Source organism: Paenibacillus montanisoli, from assembly GCF_003268025.1.
Classification (GTDB): Bacteria; Bacillota; Bacilli; order Paenibacillales; family Paenibacillaceae; genus Paenibacillus_Z; species Paenibacillus_Z montanisoli.
The window spans coordinates 1,592,167-1,611,539 of record NZ_QLUW01000001.1; the positions used below are offsets into that span (position 1 = coordinate 1,592,167).

Consider the following 19,373-nt stretch of genomic DNA (forward strand, 5'->3'; position numbering starts at 1 on the left):
GTTTTTTACTGCTCATCGTATCGAATGTCCTTTCCGCAAAATGGCGCGCGATGTGGATGTGGGATAGCAAAAGGGTTTATTTGCTCGTAGAAGTGACGGATGACAAAAAACTGACCAATGACTCCGTCGAAGTGTATTTCGATGCGGATAACAGCAAAATGGAGAAACGTGGCGGGGCAGCTGCCGATCCGACTGGCAGAATCTGCTAAATAGAAGTAGAAACCAGAAGGCCTCCGGTCAAAGCGGCGTCGACGCTGAACCGGAGGCCTATTTGACGCTCAAGTTGACTGCCGCAGAATGGCAGCAGTACGATAAGAAGCATATGCGGCCGGATAACGGCCGACAACGCGAAGGAGTCTGCCATGGGAATTCGTGTCATCAAAACTGCGATCGCTGCGCTTGCCGCGCTCTATACGGCTCATTATTTGGGCCTCGAAACGCCGCTTTCCGCCGGCTTGCTCGCCATCTTAGGCGTGGAAGTAACGCGGATGCGCGGCCTCAGAAGCGCCTTCGAGCGGTTTATGGCGTCGGTGCTCGGTTTGTTTTTTGCTTCATTACTATTTATCTTGCTCGGGTTCCATCTATGGACCATTTCCATCTTCGTCCTGCTTGCGTTCCCGATCCTCTCCCGGTTTCATCTGAAGGACGGCATCGTGACAAGCGCGGTTATCGTCTTCCACGTGTATGCCAAGGAAGAGGTGACGACGTCGCTGATCGGCAACGAAATTATGCTGCTGCTGACGGGTCTCGGCTGGGCAACCGTCATTAATATGCTCTATATGCCGAAGGAAGAGCATAAACTAATGGAACTAAGGCATTTAACGGAGGAGAAATTCGGGCGGATCTTTCAGAGGATGGCGATGTCGCTGCGGTCGCCGGCGCTGGTCTGGAACGGGGAAGAGCTGCTTGAAGCGGAGCAGGCCATCGAGGAAGGCATCAGGCGGTCGGATATTAGCCGCGCCAACCGGATTTGGGGGCATGGGAGCGAATTTGTCCTCTATTGGCCGAATTATTTTGAGATGCGGCGGCAGCAGCTTGACGCGATCAGCTCGATGCTGACGCAGCTGGCGCTGATTTACGAGTCGCTCCCGCAGGGCGAGCTGGCTGCGGAGCTGTTCGAGCATCTATCGGACGACGTGAAATCCGATGTGTACGAAGGGGCGGTTGAAGCGCAACGGCGGCAGCTGAAGGCCCGTTTCCGCTCGATGCCGCTTCCGGTATCGCGCGAAGAATTCGAAATGAGAGCGGCGCTTCTGCACCTGGTACATGAGCTGGATCGCTATTTGGCCATCGCCAAACGGCTTAAAAAACAGAAAAACAGCCTGATGGCTGCCGTACGCGAATCTGACTGATTAGGCCGCTTCTGTTAAATATATGAATCGGCCTATAAAATTTGTACAGGTCAAAAAGAAATAGTCACCCTAGACGAATGTCCTGCATACACTTTAATTGAATGATTGTATGGAGGAGGTTAGATCGATGGCTTATGCAGATAAACAGCTTAAGGCTAGAGAAATAATTACCAAAGCTGTCTGCGGCAAAGGTCGTAAGTTTTCCACAGTAACTCATAACGTTACGCCGCCTCATCACCCAACGAGCATCCTGGGCGCATGGATTATTAACCATCAGTATGAGGCGGTCCGTTCCGGAGACGGGATCGAAGTTATCGGTACTTACGATGTGAACATTTGGTATTCTTACAACAAAAACTCGCAGACTGACGTAGCAAAGGAAACATTATCCTACGTCGAACATGTGCCGCTTTCCTACCTAGATCCGAAGCACCGGGCTTCGACCGAGGAAGTATCTGCGGAGGCTACGCAAGAGCCAAACTGCATTGAGGCGAACATTTCGTCCAGCGGGAACGGCGTCGTAATTCGCGTGGAGCGCGAATTTGCGGTTGTTCTGGTCGCTGAAACGAAGGTCTGGGTAGCCACATTGCCAGGCGGTGCGGATGACGGCAAAGATTTTGACTACGGTGATGACGGTGATTACGAAGATCTGGATCCGGAGCTGCTCGACGACGAACTGTAATTTTCGCGGGTTACAGTAGGTTAATGTATCGTATGCACGGGCGGGGAAAGATTCGAGGGCGAGAGCCCTCTTTTTTTTCGAAAAGATAGAAGAGCGTTTTTGTTCGGACCGGCTGAAAGGAAAAAGGAGAGACGGCAATGGCGGGCATGGTATGGTTGTGCGACGGTTCGGAGGTCGTCCCGTTCGTTGAAAGCGTGAACGGGATGGCTAGCGGCGTCATGCCGGAGGCCGGGGATGCCGTCATTGCGGGCCGGAACGGATTGAAGCGCGAGTGGCCGGCATCGGTCATTCAGCCGCTTGTCATCAACGCGGGCGCGGCTGAATTCGCCAGGTGGCCGGAAGAGGAAGTGCGGAGGCGCCTAGCCCGGGCCGGCGTAGCGGTATGGGATCCGGCGAAGCGCGGAGTCGGCCGCTTCGAGGCATCCCTGTTTCAGCTGCTGCCGATCGCCGTGGAACGTCGCCGAACGGTCGGCCAAGCTGAACTAAGCGGCGCACCGGTGACGATGCTGCAGCCGGAGGATACGCGGTACAAGCCGCTCGCCCGGCTGGCGGCCCGGGCGCTCTATGCCTGCGGCCTGGACAACGGCAAGGTCGAGCTGACCGAGGATGAGCAGGGCCGCTGCTTCGTTTCGCGCATCGCGCTGCCTGCCCAATCTGGCTATCTGAACGGGATTTGGCGAGAAGCGGCTGCTCGGCTGGCATCTGAGCTGCGGAGCAATATCGGGAATCGGCGTGGCGAAGGGGGCGGCACGCCGATTCTGCTTGGCGCAGACCCTGAATTTCTGTTACTGGATAGCGGCGGCAAGGTGGTATCCGCCGCACGGTATTTGGAAGGCGGGCATGGCGCGGGTTGCGACGCGGTTGTGATCCGCGGGCAGATCAAGTACCCGATCGCCGAGCTTCGGCCGGCGCCCGCCGAATCGCCGGAGCTGCTGGCGCGGAACATCCGCAGGCTGCTGCAGCAGGCGGCGCAGCGCATCCCGGCCGAGCCGCCGCTGCGCTGGGCTGCCGGCGGCATGCCGGCGGCCGGGTTCGCGCTCGGCGGCCACCTTCACTTGAGCGGCGTCGCCTTGACGGGCCGGCTGCTGCGCTTGCTCGACAGCTACGTGGCGTTCCCGCTCGCGATGATCGAGTCGCCTGCGGAGCAAGCGCGACGCCCGAAATACGGCTATCTCGGCGATTTCCGCCTTCAGCCGCACGGCGGCTTCGAATACCGGACGCTGCCGAGCTGGCTCGTATCGCCCCTTGCCGCCAAAGCCTCATTCGCGTTGGCGTTGCTTTGCGCGCGGGAGAGCGCGGCGCTGACCAGCTGTCCAGCCGCGGAAGAACGGTTCATCGAAGCCTACTATAGCGGAGACCGCGACGAGCTGCGCGGCTGTCTCGACGAACTAGCGGCGGCAATGGCAAAGACGGAGTCGTACGGAGAGCTGCAAAGCTGGATTGAGCCTCTGCTGGAGGCGATCCGGAAGCGCAGAACGTGGGATACGGCATCGGATTTCCGTGCGAAGTGGAAGATAGCACCTAATTGCTAGCATGGCAACGGCGGCCTGCTAGTTTCGCGCAAGGCCGTCCCAACAGTCATCAAAAGATGATTGTCGGGACGGCCGTTTGTTTCTCCTAAGGGGCGAACGATTATGAACAAGTTACGAACGCCTGCGCCTTAAGGATAGGACTGGTGATCCGTATCCCGGATTCTGTACAAGCCCATCAGTCTATCGACAGGGAGCTTGCCGGGCAGCGCCGAAGCGCGGTCCTGGTACCAGTAAGCCGTGGATGAATACCAATACGGCTTCAAATGTTGGGCCTCCCACGGGTTGACGAATGCGATGCGCAAGCTTTCCTTAAATGCGATCGCGTCTTGCTCGTGGAACCGGTACATGCTGATCATCGATCGGAGCGTGTCCTTGAGCGGCACGCCATGCAGCTCGCTGCTGAACTCGCCGTCACGGAAATACCAGCCGCCGTTAAAATAATCTTCCAGCCCCGTACCGACGATCGTCGGCTCGCCGCTTTCCGTATCAATGTAGATGTACTCCGGTGCCTCCAGGTAGGACAAATAATTCAGCTCTTCGCCCTGCATGGACAAGCAGCAGCCGACATAGTGCCCTCTTCCTTTAACATCCAGCAACGGCAACGGTTCGGAGCCGCCTAACCGGTTCGTCTGAAACAGGCAGTGGAATCGCCCTTGTCCTGGTTGCGGCTTGTCGTACTCCTCGTAATTGGCGTTAAAGAAAATGTCGATAGGAATGCTATCGTGCAAATTTTCCACTTCAATGCGCACCTTGTTATAGGGCATCGGGAAGTAGCAGTAGAAGCCGCCGCTCGACATGCCCAAATAACGGGAAACATAATGGCGGAACTCGCAGTGGCCGATCCCGAAAAAATCGCCGACCGGCGCTTCCACGGACGGATAGTCCTCGCCATCCCAATAGATGCGAAGAATGAGCTTCTTCAGCGTCGACGGATCGTTCTCGGCCTTCGGATCCCAATGCCTCCAGAACCAGCCCGGGAATGTCAGCCACATCCTGGTGATCATCCCGGGGGTATCGCTTTCGACAAGCGTGGTGGCCGGCGCGCCGGGCATCACGCGTTTGGTTTTGCTCCTGGTTTGCGGATCGAACGTCGTGAACTGCTTCGATGTCACGCTGCGCAGCTCGGAAATCATGGTTGCCACAGTCATCCCGCCTTTGTCATCTGATTGGGATTAATTGTATAATGCGCTCCCGGAATTGTAAATTGACGATTATGGAACGGATTTTGCCGCGATCTCCTGACAGGGGCACTTTTCTGCTATAATGAAATCCTGTTGTTCAACGTTTATTTCAAGGAGGATCCGCATGACTGCATATACCCCAATGATCCAACAATATTTAAGTATTAAAGAGGGCGCGCAGGACGCGATTCTTTTTTTTCGTTTAGGCGATTTCTATGAAATGTTTTTCGACGATGCCATTCATGCCTCCCGGGAGCTCGAGATCACACTAACCGGACGCGAGGGCGGCGGCGACAAGAAAATTCCGATGTGCGGCGTGCCTTACCATTCGGCCGAGAACTATATTGCGCGTTTGATCGAGAAAGGCTATAAGGTTGCGATCTGCGAGCAGGTTGAAGACCCTGCGGCTGCCAAAGGCGTCGTCCGGCGCGAAATCATTCGCGTCGTCACGCCCGGCACCGTCATGGAGACCAAATCGCTGGCGGATAAAGCGAACAATTTCATCGTTTCCGCAGCGGAACACGACGGCGCTTATGCCGTGGCGGCGTGCGATTTGACGACGGGAGAGCTGTACGTAACTTCTTTTCCTGCCGCGCTGGAGTCGTTAACGGACGAAGTAAACGTCTATCATCCTTCTGAGATTGTGGGAGATACCGCCGTATTGGAGCTGCTTAGGCCGCTGGCGGCTGGCTGGAACCGGCCGGTGATCTTCACGGAGCGGACGCCGATGGACCCGGCTAGGTTAGCCCAACAATTCAGCCAACTGGCGCTTGAAGCGCTTGCGCCGGCGCGTCACCGCGCCGTCAGCTTGCTTACCGGCTATCTGGACGAAACGCAAAAGCGCTCACTGGGCCATGTTCGCCGCATTTCGGCCTATGAACCGAATCAATATATGATTCTCGATCCGTTTACTAGACGCAACCTGGAGTTGGTCGAAACGGTTCGGGACCGCAACAAGAAAGGCTCCCTGCTCTGGCTGCTGGACCGTACCCGTACCTCGATGGGGGCACGTCTGCTCAGAAGGTGGATCGATAAGCCGCTTCTGTCGAAGGCGGCGATCGATGAACGGCTGGAAGCGGTGGACAAGCTGTACGGCAATTTTATTTTGCGCGATGAGCTGCGCGGGGAGCTGAACGAGATCTACGACCTCGAGCGGCTCGTTGGCAGGGTAGCTTACGGAAGCGCCAACGGGCGCGACCTGAATGCGCTCAAGTCGTCGCTGCGGCATGTTCCTGCGCTTGCCGAGCTATGCGCGGAATCGGATTCCGCGACCTTGCGTAAGCTCGTTGACGGCGTAGACCGCTGCGCCGACCTGGCCGAGATGATCGAGACGGTCATCGTGGACGAGCCGCCCGTTTCGTTGCGCGAGGGCGGACTTATCCGCGCCGGCTACGATAGTTATTTGGACGAGCTGCGCGAGGCGAGCGTGAACGGCAAGAAGTGGCTCGCGGAGCTGGAGCGCAGAGAGCGCGAGGCTACCGGCATCAAGTCGCTCAAGATCGGCTACAACAAGGTGTTCGGCTACTATCTGGAAGTGTCCAAAGCCAATATCGGCAGCCTGCCGGAGGGCCGTTACGAGCGAAAGCAAACATTGACCAATGCCGAGCGTTATGTCACGCCCGAGTTGAAAGAGAAGGAAACGCTCATTCTCGAAGCGGAAGATAAAATGGTCGATCTGGAATATGCCAAATTTCTGGAGCTCCGCGACCACTTGACCGCGCACTTGCACCGGCTGCAGAAGCTGGCCGAAGTGATCGCGTCCATCGACGTATTCCAGTCCCTCGCTACGGTAAGCGGCGAGCAGCGCTATGTTAAGCCGATCGTGACAGATAAATACAATTTTATCGTTCAGGAAGGACGCCATCCCGTCGTGGAAGCGGTAATGGACGCGGCTTTCATTGCGAACGACACCTCGCTCGCCAGCGGGGCGGATCAATCGTCGATGCTGCTTATTACCGGTCCGAATATGGCGGGGAAAAGCACCTACATGCGCCAGGTCGCGCTCATCAGCATCATGGCGCAGATCGGCTGCTTCGTACCGGCGAAATTCGCGGAGGTGCCGCTCATTGACCGCATCTTTACGCGCATCGGGGCGGCGGATGATCTGATCGGCGGCCAGAGCACGTTCATGGTCGAGATGAAGGACATCCAGATCATGACGGAGAAAGCAACGGAGCAAAGCCTCGTCATCATCGACGAACTGGGCCGCGGCACTTCAACGGGCGAAGGGATGGCGATCGCGCAAGCGGTCATCGAGTTTGTCCATTACGAAGTGGGCTGTAAAGCGCTCGTATCTACGCATTTTCATGAATTGGCGCATCTAGGCGACGCGCTGCCGCGTCTTGCGAATGCCTGCATGGCCGTTCAGGAAACGGGCGACAACGTAACCTTCCTGCGCAAGCTTGTCCCGGGGGCAGCCGGAAGCAGCTATGGGATCTATTGCGCGCAGTTGGCTGGCTTGCCTGACAGCATCATTCAGCGGGCCTACTCCCTGCTTGAGCTTCATACGGATCAGGAAGACGCGGCGGCGGCAGCTGCGGCGGCGAAGCTGCCGTATGCAGCCGAAGCGGCGGCCGGATATGCAGCCCCGTCCGCAGAAGCGTTGTCTCCAGGCGAAGCGGCCTGGACGACGGAAGAATTGGCTGCTCCGGCAGCTCCAGCCGCAACGGCCGAGCCGTCGGCAGTCGAAGTCGTGCAGCTTTCGATCTTCGAAGAACCGGCTCCGGCAGCCGTCAAGCAGCGCAAGGGCAGCACGCGGGCGGAGCAGGTCGCCGATCAGCTGCGCAAACTGGATTTGTTCAATTTAACGCCGTTGCAAGCGATGCAGTGGCTGAATGATATGAAGCTGAAGTTAAACGAAGAGCACTAGAAGCTTAGGAGGGGTCAAGCGCAATGAGCAAAATCCGCATTTTGGACGAGCAGCTGGCCAACCAAATCGCAGCGGGCGAAGTGGTGGAGCGCCCATCATCGGTCGTGAAGGAGCTTGTGGAGAACGCGGTTGACGCGGGCAGCACGGCCATCGATATCGTCATCGAGGAAGGCGGGCTTACGCTGGTTCGAGTAACGGACAACGGCTCCGGCATCGAAGGCGACGATATCGAGACGGCGTTCTACCGCCATGCGACGAGCAAGATATCGTCGAGCAAAGACTTGTTCCGCATTGCGAGCCTCGGCTTCCGCGGCGAGGCGCTTCCGAGTATCGCTGCGGTAGCCAAAGTGGAATGCGTCTCTTCACCCGAGAAAACCGGCCTTGGCCGAAGGCTCGTCATCGAAGGCGGCACCATTACTTTGAGCGAAGAGACGAACGCGCCTCAGGGAACGGACATTAGCGTGCGCGAGCTGTTTTACAACACGCCTGCCAGGCTTAAATATATGAAGACGATCCAAACGGAGATCGGTCATATCGCGGACTACGTCAACCGCCTCGCGCTGGCGCATCCGGGCATCGCCTTTACGCTTAAGCATAACGGCGGCCTGCTGCTGAGGACGTTAGGGAGCGGCGACCGGCTGCAAGCCTTTGCGGCGATCTACGGGTCGGCAACCGCGAAAGCGATGCTGCCGGTGTCCGGCGAGCATCCGGACTATGAGCTGCGCGGCTATATTTCCAAGCCCGAACAGACCAGGTCGAACCGGAATGGCATCACGATCGTCGTGAATGGCAGATATATCAAGAGCTTTATCATTAACCAAGCGATCATGCAGGCCTACCATACGCTCCTGCCGATCAACCGGTTTCCGCTGATCGTACTGGAGCTGGGCATGCATCCGAGTCTGCTGGACGTGAACGTGCATCCGTCTAAAATGGAGGTGCGCTTCAGCAAGGAGGCCGAGCTTCGCGAGTTTATCGAGGAAGCGGTCAAGCGCGCGCTTGGCAAACAGCGGCATATTCCGGGACCTGCCGCGCCGGCCGAACGGTCGAAGCCGGTCTATGTGCAGGATCGGATTTCGTTCCATCAGCCCGAGGATTCGTTCCCGAAGGGTGCTCCTTTGGCACCTTCGTCCGCGCAGGGAGGACAGCAGGTCTCGGTATCGGAGATTGCTGCCGCGCTTCAAATTGCCGAAGAGGCCATCACGGGCGGCACAGCCGGCAACACCGCGCAGCGGCAGTCTCCTGACAACTGGAAGGCGCCTTCAGCCCCTGTTTCAGGCCGTTCCTCACTTGCGGGAAGCGGCGGCGGGACGGGAAGTGCCCGTCCTGCCGGGCAGTACGGCTATGCGCCGGATTGGCAGGCAGGCGGCCAGCGTACCGCTCCCGCGGTTCCGAGGGATGCTGCGGAGCGTCTATATGCGCCGCCTGGCGCTCGGATGGAAGGCGCGGCAGCCCGCGAGACGGCGTCCGCGAATCCGTTCGCGACCGCTGATCGTGCAGCATCCGGCATTTCGCTAAGCAGCGCCTCCGGGGGGACTTCGCCGGATCCGGGCTTCGCTTCAAACGAACTCGAAGCGCAATCCGCGGCATCAAGCGCGATTTCGGAAGAAGCAGCAGCGAGCCGCATTCAAGGCTTGTCCGCTGCATGCGATGCCCCAGCATCTAACGAGCCCGCGTTTCCGGAGCTCTACTGGATCGGCCAGCTGCACGGCACCTATATCATTGCTCAAAATGAAGAAGGACTTTTCCTTATCGACCAGCATGCAGCGCATGAGCGGATTAACTACGAGTATTATTATGAGAAATTCAGCAGGCCGGAGCAGGCCAGCCAACAGCTGCTCGTTCCGCTGACCATGGAATTTACGCAGGCCGAAGCGGCGGCACTGAAGGGCAAGCTGCACTTTTTGAAGGAAGCCGGCGTGGAGCTGGAGCCGTTCGGCGCGCATACGTTTCTTGTTCGTGCCTATCCCGAATGGCTGCCTGAAGGCGAGGAGCATAACGTCATCGAAGAGATGGCGGAATGGCTCATTAACGAGCGCGGCGCCGTAGATGTCGGCAAAATGAGGGAAAAGTCGGCGATCATGTGCTCCTGCAAAGCGTCGATTAAAGCCAACGATAGGTTGACCCGTGAAGAAGGCGAAGGACTTCTTCGGCGGCTGGCCGCATGCGTACAGCCGTATACATGCCCTCACGGCAGGCCGATCGTCGTTCATATGACGACCTATCAGCTCGAGAAAATGTTCAAGCGGGTGATGTCTTGATCATAACGACGCCGCAAAAGCCGACGCAGGAACAAACTGCGTATGCAATCGGCCTGGCCGAGGAGCTGGGTGGGCGATTCGTCCCCCGCAAACAGGATTCGCTCAGCCTGCTCAAAGCGAAGTATGGCGACAACCGGCTCCTTGTTGCAGACGACAGGGGACTGCGCTATTATGAGGATTCGGAGGAGCCGTTGTATTTTCATCCCAGCATGGCTTACGTGCGCGTAAAAAGGATGCGGAAGGGCGAAGCAGACCCGTTGATCGCGCTTACGGGATGCCAGCCTGGCGACCGCGTCATCGATTGCACGGCGGGGCTCGGTTCCGATGCCATTGTTTTCGCCTATGGGGTAGGTCCGCAAGGACAAGTAACCGCTCTTGAAAGCGAGCAAATGCTGTATACAGTCGTCCGCGAAGGGCTCAAGACGTACGAGACGGAGCATGAGGACGTCAATGAAGCGTTCCGCCGCATTGAAATGCGCAACATGAACCATCTCGAATACTTGAGCCGTCTGCCGGACAAGAGCGCCGACATCGTTTATTTCGATCCGATGTTCCGCAAGCCGATGCACGATTCATCCGCCCTGCAGCCTTTAAGAGGCCTTGCCAACAATGCCGCGCTGACCGAAGAGTCGGTCCGCCAAGCTGTCCGGGTCGCCCGCAAAATGGTGGTGCTCAAGGAGCATAAGGACAGCGAAGAATTCCAGCGTCTCGGCTTTGAGCGCCGGCATATCAACAAAATTGCTTACGGAGTGATTCAGCCCACATGAGCCCGGCTACGACGAAGACAGACAACGCCAAACCGAAGCTGCTTGCGCTCATCGGCCCGACAGCTGTCGGGAAAACCAAACTGAGTTTGGAAATTGCAAAAGCCTGGAACGCCGAGATCATCTCCGGCGATTCCATTCAAGTGTATAAAGGCATGGACATCGGCACCGCCAAAATCAAGCCTGAAGAGCGGGAAGGGATTCCGCATCATCTGATTGACATTTGCGCGCCGACCCACGCATTCTCCGTAGCTGAATTTCAGGAACGATGCGCAGTGTTGATTCCTGAAATCGCAAGCCGCGGCAAACTGCCTTTCATCGTCGGAGGAACTGGCCTCTACGTCGAATCCGTCGCCTATGGCTATGACTTTGCCGAGGTCGGATCGGATGACGCCTACCGGGAGGAACAGCGGCTCTTCGCGCTCGAGCATGGCGCCGAAGCGCTTCACGAGCGGCTGCGCGAGGTCGATCCGGCCGCGGCAGAGCGCCTGCATCCGAACGACCAGCGCAGGGTCATCCGCGCGCTGGAGGTGCACCACCTGACGGGAACGACCGTCAGCCAGCAGCTGGAGGGTCAGAAAAAGACGTCGCCTTTCGAAGTCTGTATTATTGGCCTCGCGATGGACCGCGCCAAGCTGTATGCACGGATCAACGAGCGGGTCGATATCATGATGCAGGAAGGGCTGGTTGACGAAGTCAAGAGGCTGCTCGCCGAAGGCGTCCCTGCTAACGCCGTTTCGATGCATGGCCTCGGCTATAAGGAAATCGTTCTTTACCTGGAGGGACATCTCACGCTCGAAGAAGCGGTGGAAATGCTCAAGCGGGACACAAGGAGGTTCGCAAAACGGCAGCTGTCCTGGTTCCGGCATATGAGCGATATTCATTGGATTGACGCCGATGAAAATTTTCAGGAGAATTTGCAAGCAATCCATGGTATAATAGCAGGAAAGTTTAGGATGGATCTTGAATATACTTTTAACCAACCTTTTGACGATGGGGGTAACGCGCAATGAACAAATCAATCAACATTCAGGATACATTTCTGAATCAACTCCGCAAAGACTGCGTGCCGGTAACCGTTTATTTGACGAACGGCTTCCAAATTCGCGGTGTCATCAAAGCATTCGACAACTTCACGATCGTCATTGACAGCGAAGGCCGCCAACAAATGGTGTACAAGCATGCAATCTCGACCTTTACCCCGCAGCGCAATGTTTCGCTCATGCAGGTTCAAGAGACCGAAGCGTAAACGATCGGAGCGCATGCTTTGAAACCTTTTCATAGCATGCAACGTTTAAGTGGATAGCGGCACGACAGAGCAACCCTTGCGACGTGCGGGGTTGTTCTTTTTTGTTTGGGAAGGAATCGAGCGATCCGGCAAGTTGTTTCATTCCTCCTGTTGCCGTTTACACATATAGGGTATAAATAGAGAGAGAAACATCTAGGACTGGAGGGGACCTAAGCTTATGGCAGACGGACCACGCAGCACGAAGAGCAAGAAACCGGAGATGAAAGGCAAGAAGAAGGTAAATAAGCGCAAACTTGGGGTTTGGCTGTTTTTTGCCGGCGCGGTAGCCATCGTTTGTGGCATTATCGGGTATTTGTTAATTATATTGAACGGTGAGCGCATTCTTGCAGAAAACCAGGATAAATTCATTTTGCCGGAGGCTTCGACGATCTACGACGCGAAGGGCAAGGAAGTTACGAAGCTTTCGCAAGCCGGCGGAAACCGCGAGAACGTTGAGTTCGCCGAAATACCCGAGCTGATGAGGCAGGCCGTCATCGCAACGGAAGACAGGCGCTTCGAAGAGCATTCCGGGATCGACCTGTGGTCCATCGGCCGCGCGCTCGTGAAAGATATCATTGCCCGCAGCGCGGTCGAAGGCGGCAGTACCATTACGCAGCAGCTCGCGAAGAACTTGTTTCTGACGGAGGACAAAACGTTTTTCCGCAAAGCGACGGAAGCATCCATCGCCGTAGCCCTGGAGCACAAGAAGACGAAGGACGAAATCATTACGATGTACCTGAACCGGATTTACTTCGGCAAGGGCGTGTATGGGATTAAGGCTGCGTCCAAGTATTATTTCAACACGGAGCTTAAAGATTTGAAGCTGTGGCAAATGGCGACGCTTGCGGCCATCCCGAAGGCGCCGGGCAACTACAACCCGATCAACAACCCGGAAAACTCGCTTGAGCGGCGGAAGGTTGTATTGCAGCTCATGTTTGAGCAAGGCTATATTACGCAAGCTGAAATGGATGAGGCTAAGGCCGCGAAATACGTGCCGGTCGACCATCCGAAAACCTCGAACGATTCGTATCTCGCCTTCATTGATTATGTCGTTGATGAGGCAGAGAAGGTTAGCGGCATGACGGAGGAGGAGCTGCGCATCGGCGGCTACAAGATCTATACGACGCTGAACACGCAGGCGCAATCCGTGATGGAGCGGGAATTTGATGATGACGATAATTTCGAGAAAAGCGTAGACGAGCAGAAGGTACAAGGCGCGATGATCATCGTGGATCATCGCAATGGCGAAATTCAAGCGATGGTTGGCGGCCGCGACTATGTAAACAAAGGGCTCAATCGAGTCACCAAGCAGCCGCGCCAGCCGGGATCCGCCTTTAAGCCGATAACGGTATATGGCCCTGCCGTCGAAAGCGGCGATTGGTATCCATGGTCGGTTTTGCAGGACGTGAAAACATGCTACGGTTCATACTGCCCTACTGATTCCAATAAGGTCAAATATATCGGTCCCGTCAGCATGCGGCAATCGATCAAAGAATCCCGAAACGCCTCCGCGGTATGGCTGCTGAACGAAATCGGCGTCAGGACCGGCATGAAATTTGCGGAAAAAATGGGCTTCGAGCTCGACAGCAAGAAGGACCGCAACCTGGCGATCGGCCTTGGCGGCTTAACGAACGGCGTTACGGTATTCGATATGGCTAGAGCCTATAGCGCCTTCGCCAACGATGGCAAATCGGTAGATCCGCACTCCTTGCTGCGGATCATCGACAAAACCGGCGAAGCGGTTTACGATTATAGCGCTCCTTCGGCCGAACAGCTGATGAGTCCGGAAACGGCTTACTACATGACGGATATGATGCAAGCCGTAACGGAGAAGGGCGGAACAGGCGTCGGCGCCCGTATCGACCGTCCGGTTGCGGGCAAGACGGGTACGACGCAGCACGGCATTCCAGGCCTTCGCACCGGTTATAACCGCGATGCTTGGTTTGCCGGCTATACGCCCGAGTGGACGGCAGTCGTCTGGATGGGCTATGATATTACGGATAAGAACCATATGATCAAGAAGAGCAGCTCGCAGTCCGCAGCCATGTTCGGCAAGGTCATGCGCGACGCGATCAAAGGCGTGAAGAAGGGCAGCTTTACCAAGCCGGCAAACGTGCAAGAAGAGAAACCGCCGGTTGGCATCACAAACTTTAACGCGATCTATGACGAGGCGTCCGCGATGGTGAAGCTGTCGTGGAACCCGATTGAAGGCGAAGGCATCCAGTATCGCGTTTACCGGAAAGAAGCATCCGAGGCCGCCTTCTCGAAGCTGCTCGATTCGCTGGAAGCGGTGGACGTTGACGACATGAGCGTCTCGCCGGGCATGACCTATACGTATTACGTCACGGCTTACGATCCGAGGAAAGAGATGGAGGGCACGCCATCCGACCAATTGACCGTCGAGATCCCGGCAGCGGAAATTACGCCGCCGGAAACTGAGGAGCCGGGTGAAGTCATCCCGCCTGACGAAGGAAATACGGTTCCTGAAGACGGAACGGAGGTGCCCCCTGGTGACGGCACGACGCCGCCGGATGAAGGAACGCCTGGCAACGGCGAAACGCCGGATAACGGCGGACAGCCGGCAGAGCCCGGTACGGGCAACGGCAGCGGTAACGGAACCGGCAATGGCACCGGTAACGGAACAGGTAACGGAGGTACGGGCGATACCGGCACGACGCCGGACGACGGATCCGTTCCGGCTGACGGCCAGCCGACTAACGGCGGCGATGCAGGCGCTGGGAACGCGCCCGCATCGCCGTAACCGCGGCATAAACACACGAACATTCACATTTGGAGGACTATCACAAGATGTTGAACCGAACTGCGCTAGTATTCATCCTCTCGGCCATGTTGATTGTCACGGCTGGATGCGGAACTAAACTAAACAACGCGGGTCAAGAGAACCAAGGCACGCCGACGGAAACGGTCGACAATTCATCCGGAGGCGCCGCTGACGAGAACGAGCCGAAATCGTGGCCGGAAATGCCGGCGATGTCCATCGACAAAGAGAAAACGTACAGCGCCGTGTTCAAGACGAATAAAGGCGAGTTTACGGTCGACCTGTTCGCAAAGGATGCGCCTCAAACAGTGAACAGCTTCGTCTTTCTGTCGAAAGAGAAGTTTTATGACGGAATCAAGTTTCACCGGATCATAAAAGATTTCATGATTCAAGGCGGCGACCCGCTGGGCAACGGGACGGGCGGACCGGGCTACACCATTCCGGATGAGTTCAACAACGGGCACAAGTTCGAGGCCGGCATCATCGCGATGGCGAACACAGGCAGACCCGGCAGCGGAGGCAGCCAGTTCTTCATCTGTACCGGCGCGGGCGCGGACTTCCTCAACCAGCAGCCGAACTACACGATTTTCGGAAAGGTATCGAGTGGGATGGATGTCGTAACGGCCATCGCCAGCACGCCGGTAGGACCGGGCAACGGAGAGCCTACGGATAGCAAGCCGCTGGAGGACGTGACGATCGAATCGATCAGCATTTCCGAGAAATAAGATTGTCCGAACGGGAGAGCAGCCGACGCTGCTCTCCTTTTTTTCGCAGGGGACAAGGCGGGGCTTGGTTTATTTTCCCCCTTCGCTGGAGATGGACGGTAAGTTGTGGTAAGCTTTTTTTAATGAGGGAAATCTACCCTGCTGCTAGCCCGGTTGAATGAGGGCAATACATGCAGTTGGACGCGTTCCGCGCCTAATTTTATGGCGCGATCCTAACGGAAAGGTCGTTCCGTATGAAACGAAAATTTTCTGACCGAGCCAATTGGCGCCGCATCCTGCGTAGAAGCTATACGTGCCTCGCGATGGACGCTGACGAGTTCAAAGGACTCGTGACGTTTTACCGCATTCACGAATTGCGCGAACCGCTTTGGAAAGAATACAACGGGCGGAAATTATGCCTGGCTGACCGCGGATATTTGTGGATGCAGCATTTTCCGCGCGGCGAGCATTTTGTCGTGACGACGATGTTCGATGACAAGAACCGGGTCGTTCAATGGTATATCGATATTTGCAAGACGCAAGGGCTGACGGACCAGCAGGTGCCTTGGTTCGATGATCTGTATCTCGATGTTGTCGTGCTGCCGAGCGGGGAAGTGTTTTTGCTGGATGAGGATGAACTGGAAGAAGCGGTAAGCCAGGGGACGGTAACGAATAAGGATGCCGCCCTCGCGCGCAAGACGGCGGGACGGCTGTTGTCGACCATCCGAAATGGGCGTTTCCGCTATTTTACGCTTAGCTTGAAGCATCGCAAGGCGCTTGCCCAGAATGGAGAGCTTAGCGAATCATGAAGCAAGCCATCATAACCAAACGGCCTAAAAAGCGCAGCGTCCGCAGACGATTCGGCACACTCATCCTCTTGCTGCGGATCTGCGCTTGGGTCGCGGCTTTCGGCGCATTTTGGTGCGCATATTTGTTGTGGTCGATCAACAGCTACAGAATGCCTGAGCCGATTCCGAAAGCAGATGCGGCGATCATACTGGGCGCTGCGCTTTGGTCCAATGAGCCAAGTCCCGGGCTCCGTGAGCGGCTCGACTTCGGGCTCCGATTGTACAAGCAAGGCAACGTGAAGTATTTTATTTTGTCAGGCGGACATGATCATAATGGGTCTACAATCTCCGAAGCCGAAGGCATGCGCAATTATTTGGTGGAGAGAGGCATGCCGGCCGATCGGCTTGTGCTGGAAAAGGATTCCCGGAGCACTTATGAGAACCTGCTGTTTAGCCGGCCGATGGCGATAAAACGAGGCTGGAAGAACGTGCTCCTGGTCACGCATGACTATCATGCTCCGCGGGCGGCGGATATCGCGGAATATTTGAAGTATCCGGCGGATACGCAGGCGCTTGGGTTGAAATCGCAGGTGTTGTCCGTCGCGAAGAACCAAACCCGGGAAGTGCTTGCCTTTACGAAATGGAAACTGGATGAGCTGCTGCTCCATATGGGGTTGAAATTGCCGAATTCGTTCTAACCGGATGCCTTTGAAAACTGTTAATATGGCTGAAATCACTAGAATACAATGGATTATACGTGCAGCTGATGCCGATGATTCAGCGAAGGATAGGTGATGAAGCAGATGGACGAACGAGTCGTATCGACAGGAGGGAGCGGCAGACCTTCGCGGCAGATCAACGTGGTGCTGCGCAGCAGCGAGTCTTATGCGTCCGCAAGCAGCTCGGCGCAAGCACTGGAAAGCGAATCGGTACCGGTAGCAAGGCCGTTGCCGCCGAATGATCCGTATCTGGAAATAGGGCGCGAGCTCGAGCAAATGGTTGGCCTCGAGAACGTAAAGCTGCTCATTTATGAAATCTACGCGCTGCTGCAAATCAGCCGGATGCGTTCGGATGCGGGGCTCTCGGGAGGCTCGCATGTCTACCATATGATTTTTACGGGGAACCCGGGAACGGGCAAAACGACGATCGCCAGAATCGTTGCCAAGCTGTTTAACAAGATGGGCGTGCTTTCAAAGGGGCATATGATCGAAGTAGAGAGGGCCGATCTCGTCGGCGAATATATCGGACATACCGCCCAAAAGACGCGCGATTTGGTCCGCAAGGCGCTCGGCGGCGTTCTCTTTGTGGACGAAGCGTACAGCCTTGCCCGCGGCGGAGAGAAGGATTTCGGCAAAGAAGCGATCGATACGCTGGTCAAGGCGATGGAGGACTACCGGAATCAATTCGTGCTTATTTTGGCCGGGTATCCGCTTGAAATCGAGCATTTTTTGCTGACCAACCCCGGGCTGCCGTCCCGGTTTCCGATCCAAATCGATTTTCCGGACTATTCGATCGACCAGCTGATCCAAATCGCCGAGCTGATGGCCAAAGAACGCGATTATACGCTGATGCCTCAGTCGATCTTTAAACTGCGCCAGCACCTCATGCAGGAGAAGACGATGACGATGTTTGCGTTCAGCAACGCGCGCTACGTGCGCAACGTCATCGAGAAGGCGTTCCGGCATCAGGCCGTGCGGCTGTTGAACCAATACCCTTCCGCATCGCCGGGGAAGCAGGAACTGATGGCGGTGAGGCCGGAAGATTTGAAATGGGAGAAGTAACAGGCCATGACGAAGGAGTGACGATTGTACCCAATGCGGCAATCAACCTATGAAACCGATACGGATGTTCAGGACAGGGCGATTCTTGTCAGCCTGGTGACTCCTGATATTAAGCGCGGTCCCGGCGACCCGGAGCATTCGCTCCAGGAGCTGGTCAGCCTGGCAGAGACAGCCGGCGTAGAAGTGCTCACGACCGTTACCCAAAATAAAGAAAGCGTCGATACGAAGTGGTTCATCGGCAAAGGGAAGGTAGAAGAACTGAAAGCATTGTCGGATGAGCTTGGCGCAACGACGGCGATCTTCGATCAGGAGCTTTCCGGCGCTCAAGTGCGAAACCTGGAGGAAGCGCTGGATCTGAAAATCATCGATCGCACGCAGCTCATTCTGGATATCTTCGCGCAACGGGCGAAGACGCGCGAGGGCATCATTCAAGTTGAGCTTGCCCAGCTCAGCTACTTGCTGCCGCGCTTGTCCGGGCACGGCAAGAACCTGTCGCGTCTAGGCGGCGGGATCGGGACCCGGGGGCCGGGGGAATCGAAGCTTGAAACCGACCGACGGCATATCCGCAACCGGATATCGGATTTGAAGAGCTTGTTGGATGAGGTGGTCCGCCACCGGACGCTTCATCGTGAGCGCAGACGGAAATCGGGCGTACAGCAGGTCGCGCTCGTCGGCTATACGAATGCGGGTAAATCGACGCTGCTGCGCGAGCTGACGCAAGCGGATGTCTATGTCGAGAATCAGCTGTTCGCGACGCTGGACCCAACCTCGCGCAATTTGGAACTTCCAAGCGGCAAAGAGGTCGTCCTGACGGATACGGTCGGCTTCATCCAAAACTTGCCGCATGACTTAGTCGCCGCATTTCGGGCAACGCTGGAAGAAGTCAACGAAGCCGATCTGGTGCTTCATGTCGTTGACAGCTCCTCCGTCATGCGAGACGAGCAAATTTCGGTCGTTGAAGGCATTTTGAGCGATCTCGGCGCTGCCGGCAAGTCGCAGCTTACGATTTATAATAAAATCGATGTTTGTTCGGCTGAGCAAAAGCTGCTGCTGCCGACAGGCGGCTCGGATACGCTCGTCATCAGCGCCTATAATAAAGAGGATTTGCAGCGTTTGAGTCAAGCGATCCAAGATAAGCTTTCCGGCGACACGCGTACCTTCCTGCTGCCGGCGGAGCGGGGCGATTTGATCGCGCTTGCATACCGGACCGGCGAAGTGCTCGAGCAAGCGGTCGACGGTGATGTAATTAAGCTGACGGTCGAGCTGAACAAGCAGGACTACGAAGTGCACGGGCATAAGCTTGCCGAGTACGTAGAGCAAGCTTGACTGCTATAAAACACCAGAATTGCGTTGGCAGGAGCGGAGCGAGCGATCATGGTGGAGAAACGGAGT

At 56.4% G+C, this 19,373-nt stretch carries 16 protein-coding genes; 15 read left to right on the forward strand and 1 reads right to left on the reverse strand.

Annotated elements, in window-relative coordinates; translation table 11 throughout:
• Nucleotides 1-14: 14 nt before the first annotated feature.
• The 4 genes from DL346_RS07110 (at nucleotide 15) to DL346_RS07125 (ending at nucleotide 3,566) form a co-directional block, all read left to right on the forward strand.
• The gene (locus DL346_RS07110; RefSeq protein WP_276311536.1) at nucleotides 15-209 is read left to right on the forward strand and encodes a sugar-binding protein; all 195 of its coding nucleotides are present in this window, start codon (nucleotides 15-17) and stop codon (nucleotides 207-209) included.
• Between the two features lie 153 nt (nucleotides 210-362).
• Entirely contained in the window at nucleotides 363-1,352 is a 990-nt protein-coding gene (locus tag DL346_RS07115) for an aromatic acid exporter family protein (protein ID WP_112881318.1), read from the forward strand.
• Between the two features lie 127 nt (nucleotides 1,353-1,479).
• Complete coding sequence (locus DL346_RS07120) at nucleotides 1,480-2,034, forward strand: outer spore coat protein CotE (RefSeq protein WP_112881319.1); 555 nt, start codon at nucleotides 1,480-1,482, stop codon at nucleotides 2,032-2,034.
• A 137-nt stretch (nucleotides 2,035-2,171) separates the two neighbouring features.
• The gene (locus DL346_RS07125; protein ID WP_112881320.1) at nucleotides 2,172-3,566 is read left to right on the forward strand and encodes a putative amidoligase domain-containing protein; all 1,395 of its coding nucleotides are present in this window, start codon (nucleotides 2,172-2,174) and stop codon (nucleotides 3,564-3,566) included.
• A 128-nt stretch (nucleotides 3,567-3,694) separates the two neighbouring features.
• On the opposite strand, the gene DL346_RS07130 is transcribed toward DL346_RS07125, so the two are convergent.
• Nucleotides 3,695-4,699 (reverse strand): glycoside hydrolase family 172 protein, encoded by a 1,005-nt coding sequence (locus tag DL346_RS07130; RefSeq protein ID WP_240633100.1) that lies wholly within the window; start codon nucleotides 4,697-4,699, stop codon nucleotides 3,695-3,697.
• Between the two features lie 172 nt (nucleotides 4,700-4,871).
• On the opposite strand from DL346_RS07130, the gene mutS reads away from it, so the two are divergent.
• The 11 genes from mutS (at nucleotide 4,872) to hflX (ending at nucleotide 19,307) form a co-directional block, all read left to right on the forward strand.
• Entirely contained in the window at nucleotides 4,872-7,616 is a 2,745-nt protein-coding gene (mutS, locus tag DL346_RS07135) for a DNA mismatch repair protein MutS (protein WP_112881322.1), read from the forward strand.
• Between the two features lie 23 nt (nucleotides 7,617-7,639).
• Nucleotides 7,640-9,877, forward strand: a complete 2,238-nt coding sequence (gene mutL, locus DL346_RS07140) for a DNA mismatch repair endonuclease MutL (protein ID WP_112881323.1) — start codon at nucleotides 7,640-7,642, stop codon at nucleotides 9,875-9,877.
• On the forward strand, nucleotides 9,874-10,644 hold the full coding sequence (locus tag DL346_RS07145) for a class I SAM-dependent methyltransferase (RefSeq protein WP_240633058.1): 771 nt from the start codon (nucleotides 9,874-9,876) through the stop codon (nucleotides 10,642-10,644). The genes mutL and DL346_RS07145 overlap by 4 nt, the downstream gene beginning before the upstream one ends.
• Complete coding sequence (gene miaA, locus DL346_RS07150) at nucleotides 10,641-11,654, forward strand: tRNA (adenosine(37)-N6)-dimethylallyltransferase MiaA (protein WP_112881324.1); 1,014 nt, start codon at nucleotides 10,641-10,643, stop codon at nucleotides 11,652-11,654. Before DL346_RS07145 ends, miaA begins: the two co-directional genes overlap by 4 nt.
• On the forward strand, nucleotides 11,651-11,890 hold the full coding sequence (gene hfq / locus DL346_RS07155; protein ID WP_112881325.1) for an RNA chaperone Hfq: 240 nt from the start codon (nucleotides 11,651-11,653) through the stop codon (nucleotides 11,888-11,890). The genes miaA and hfq overlap by 4 nt, the downstream gene beginning before the upstream one ends.
• Before the next feature lie 217 nt (nucleotides 11,891-12,107).
• Nucleotides 12,108-14,690, forward strand: a complete 2,583-nt coding sequence (locus DL346_RS07160; protein WP_112881326.1) for a PBP1A family penicillin-binding protein — start codon at nucleotides 12,108-12,110, stop codon at nucleotides 14,688-14,690.
• 47 nt (nucleotides 14,691-14,737) lie between these two features.
• On the forward strand, nucleotides 14,738-15,433 hold the full coding sequence (locus tag DL346_RS07165; protein WP_112881327.1) for a peptidylprolyl isomerase: 696 nt from the start codon (nucleotides 14,738-14,740) through the stop codon (nucleotides 15,431-15,433).
• A gap of 233 nt (nucleotides 15,434-15,666) precedes the next feature.
• On the forward strand, nucleotides 15,667-16,221 hold the full coding sequence (locus DL346_RS07170) for a ribonuclease FAU-1 family protein (RefSeq protein WP_090985338.1): 555 nt from the start codon (nucleotides 15,667-15,669) through the stop codon (nucleotides 16,219-16,221).
• Nucleotides 16,218-16,898, forward strand: coding sequence for a YdcF family protein (locus DL346_RS07175; protein ID WP_112881328.1), 681 nt, complete (start codon nucleotides 16,218-16,220; stop codon nucleotides 16,896-16,898). The genes DL346_RS07170 and DL346_RS07175 overlap by 4 nt, the downstream gene beginning before the upstream one ends.
• Before the next feature lie 105 nt (nucleotides 16,899-17,003).
• Nucleotides 17,004-17,981, forward strand: a complete 978-nt coding sequence (locus DL346_RS07180) for an AAA family ATPase (RefSeq protein WP_112881831.1) — start codon at nucleotides 17,004-17,006, stop codon at nucleotides 17,979-17,981.
• Between the two features lie 33 nt (nucleotides 17,982-18,014).
• The gene (gene hflX / locus DL346_RS07185; protein WP_112881329.1) at nucleotides 18,015-19,307 is read left to right on the forward strand and encodes a GTPase HflX; all 1,293 of its coding nucleotides are present in this window, start codon (nucleotides 18,015-18,017) and stop codon (nucleotides 19,305-19,307) included.
• Nucleotides 19,308-19,373 lie beyond the last annotated feature (66 nt).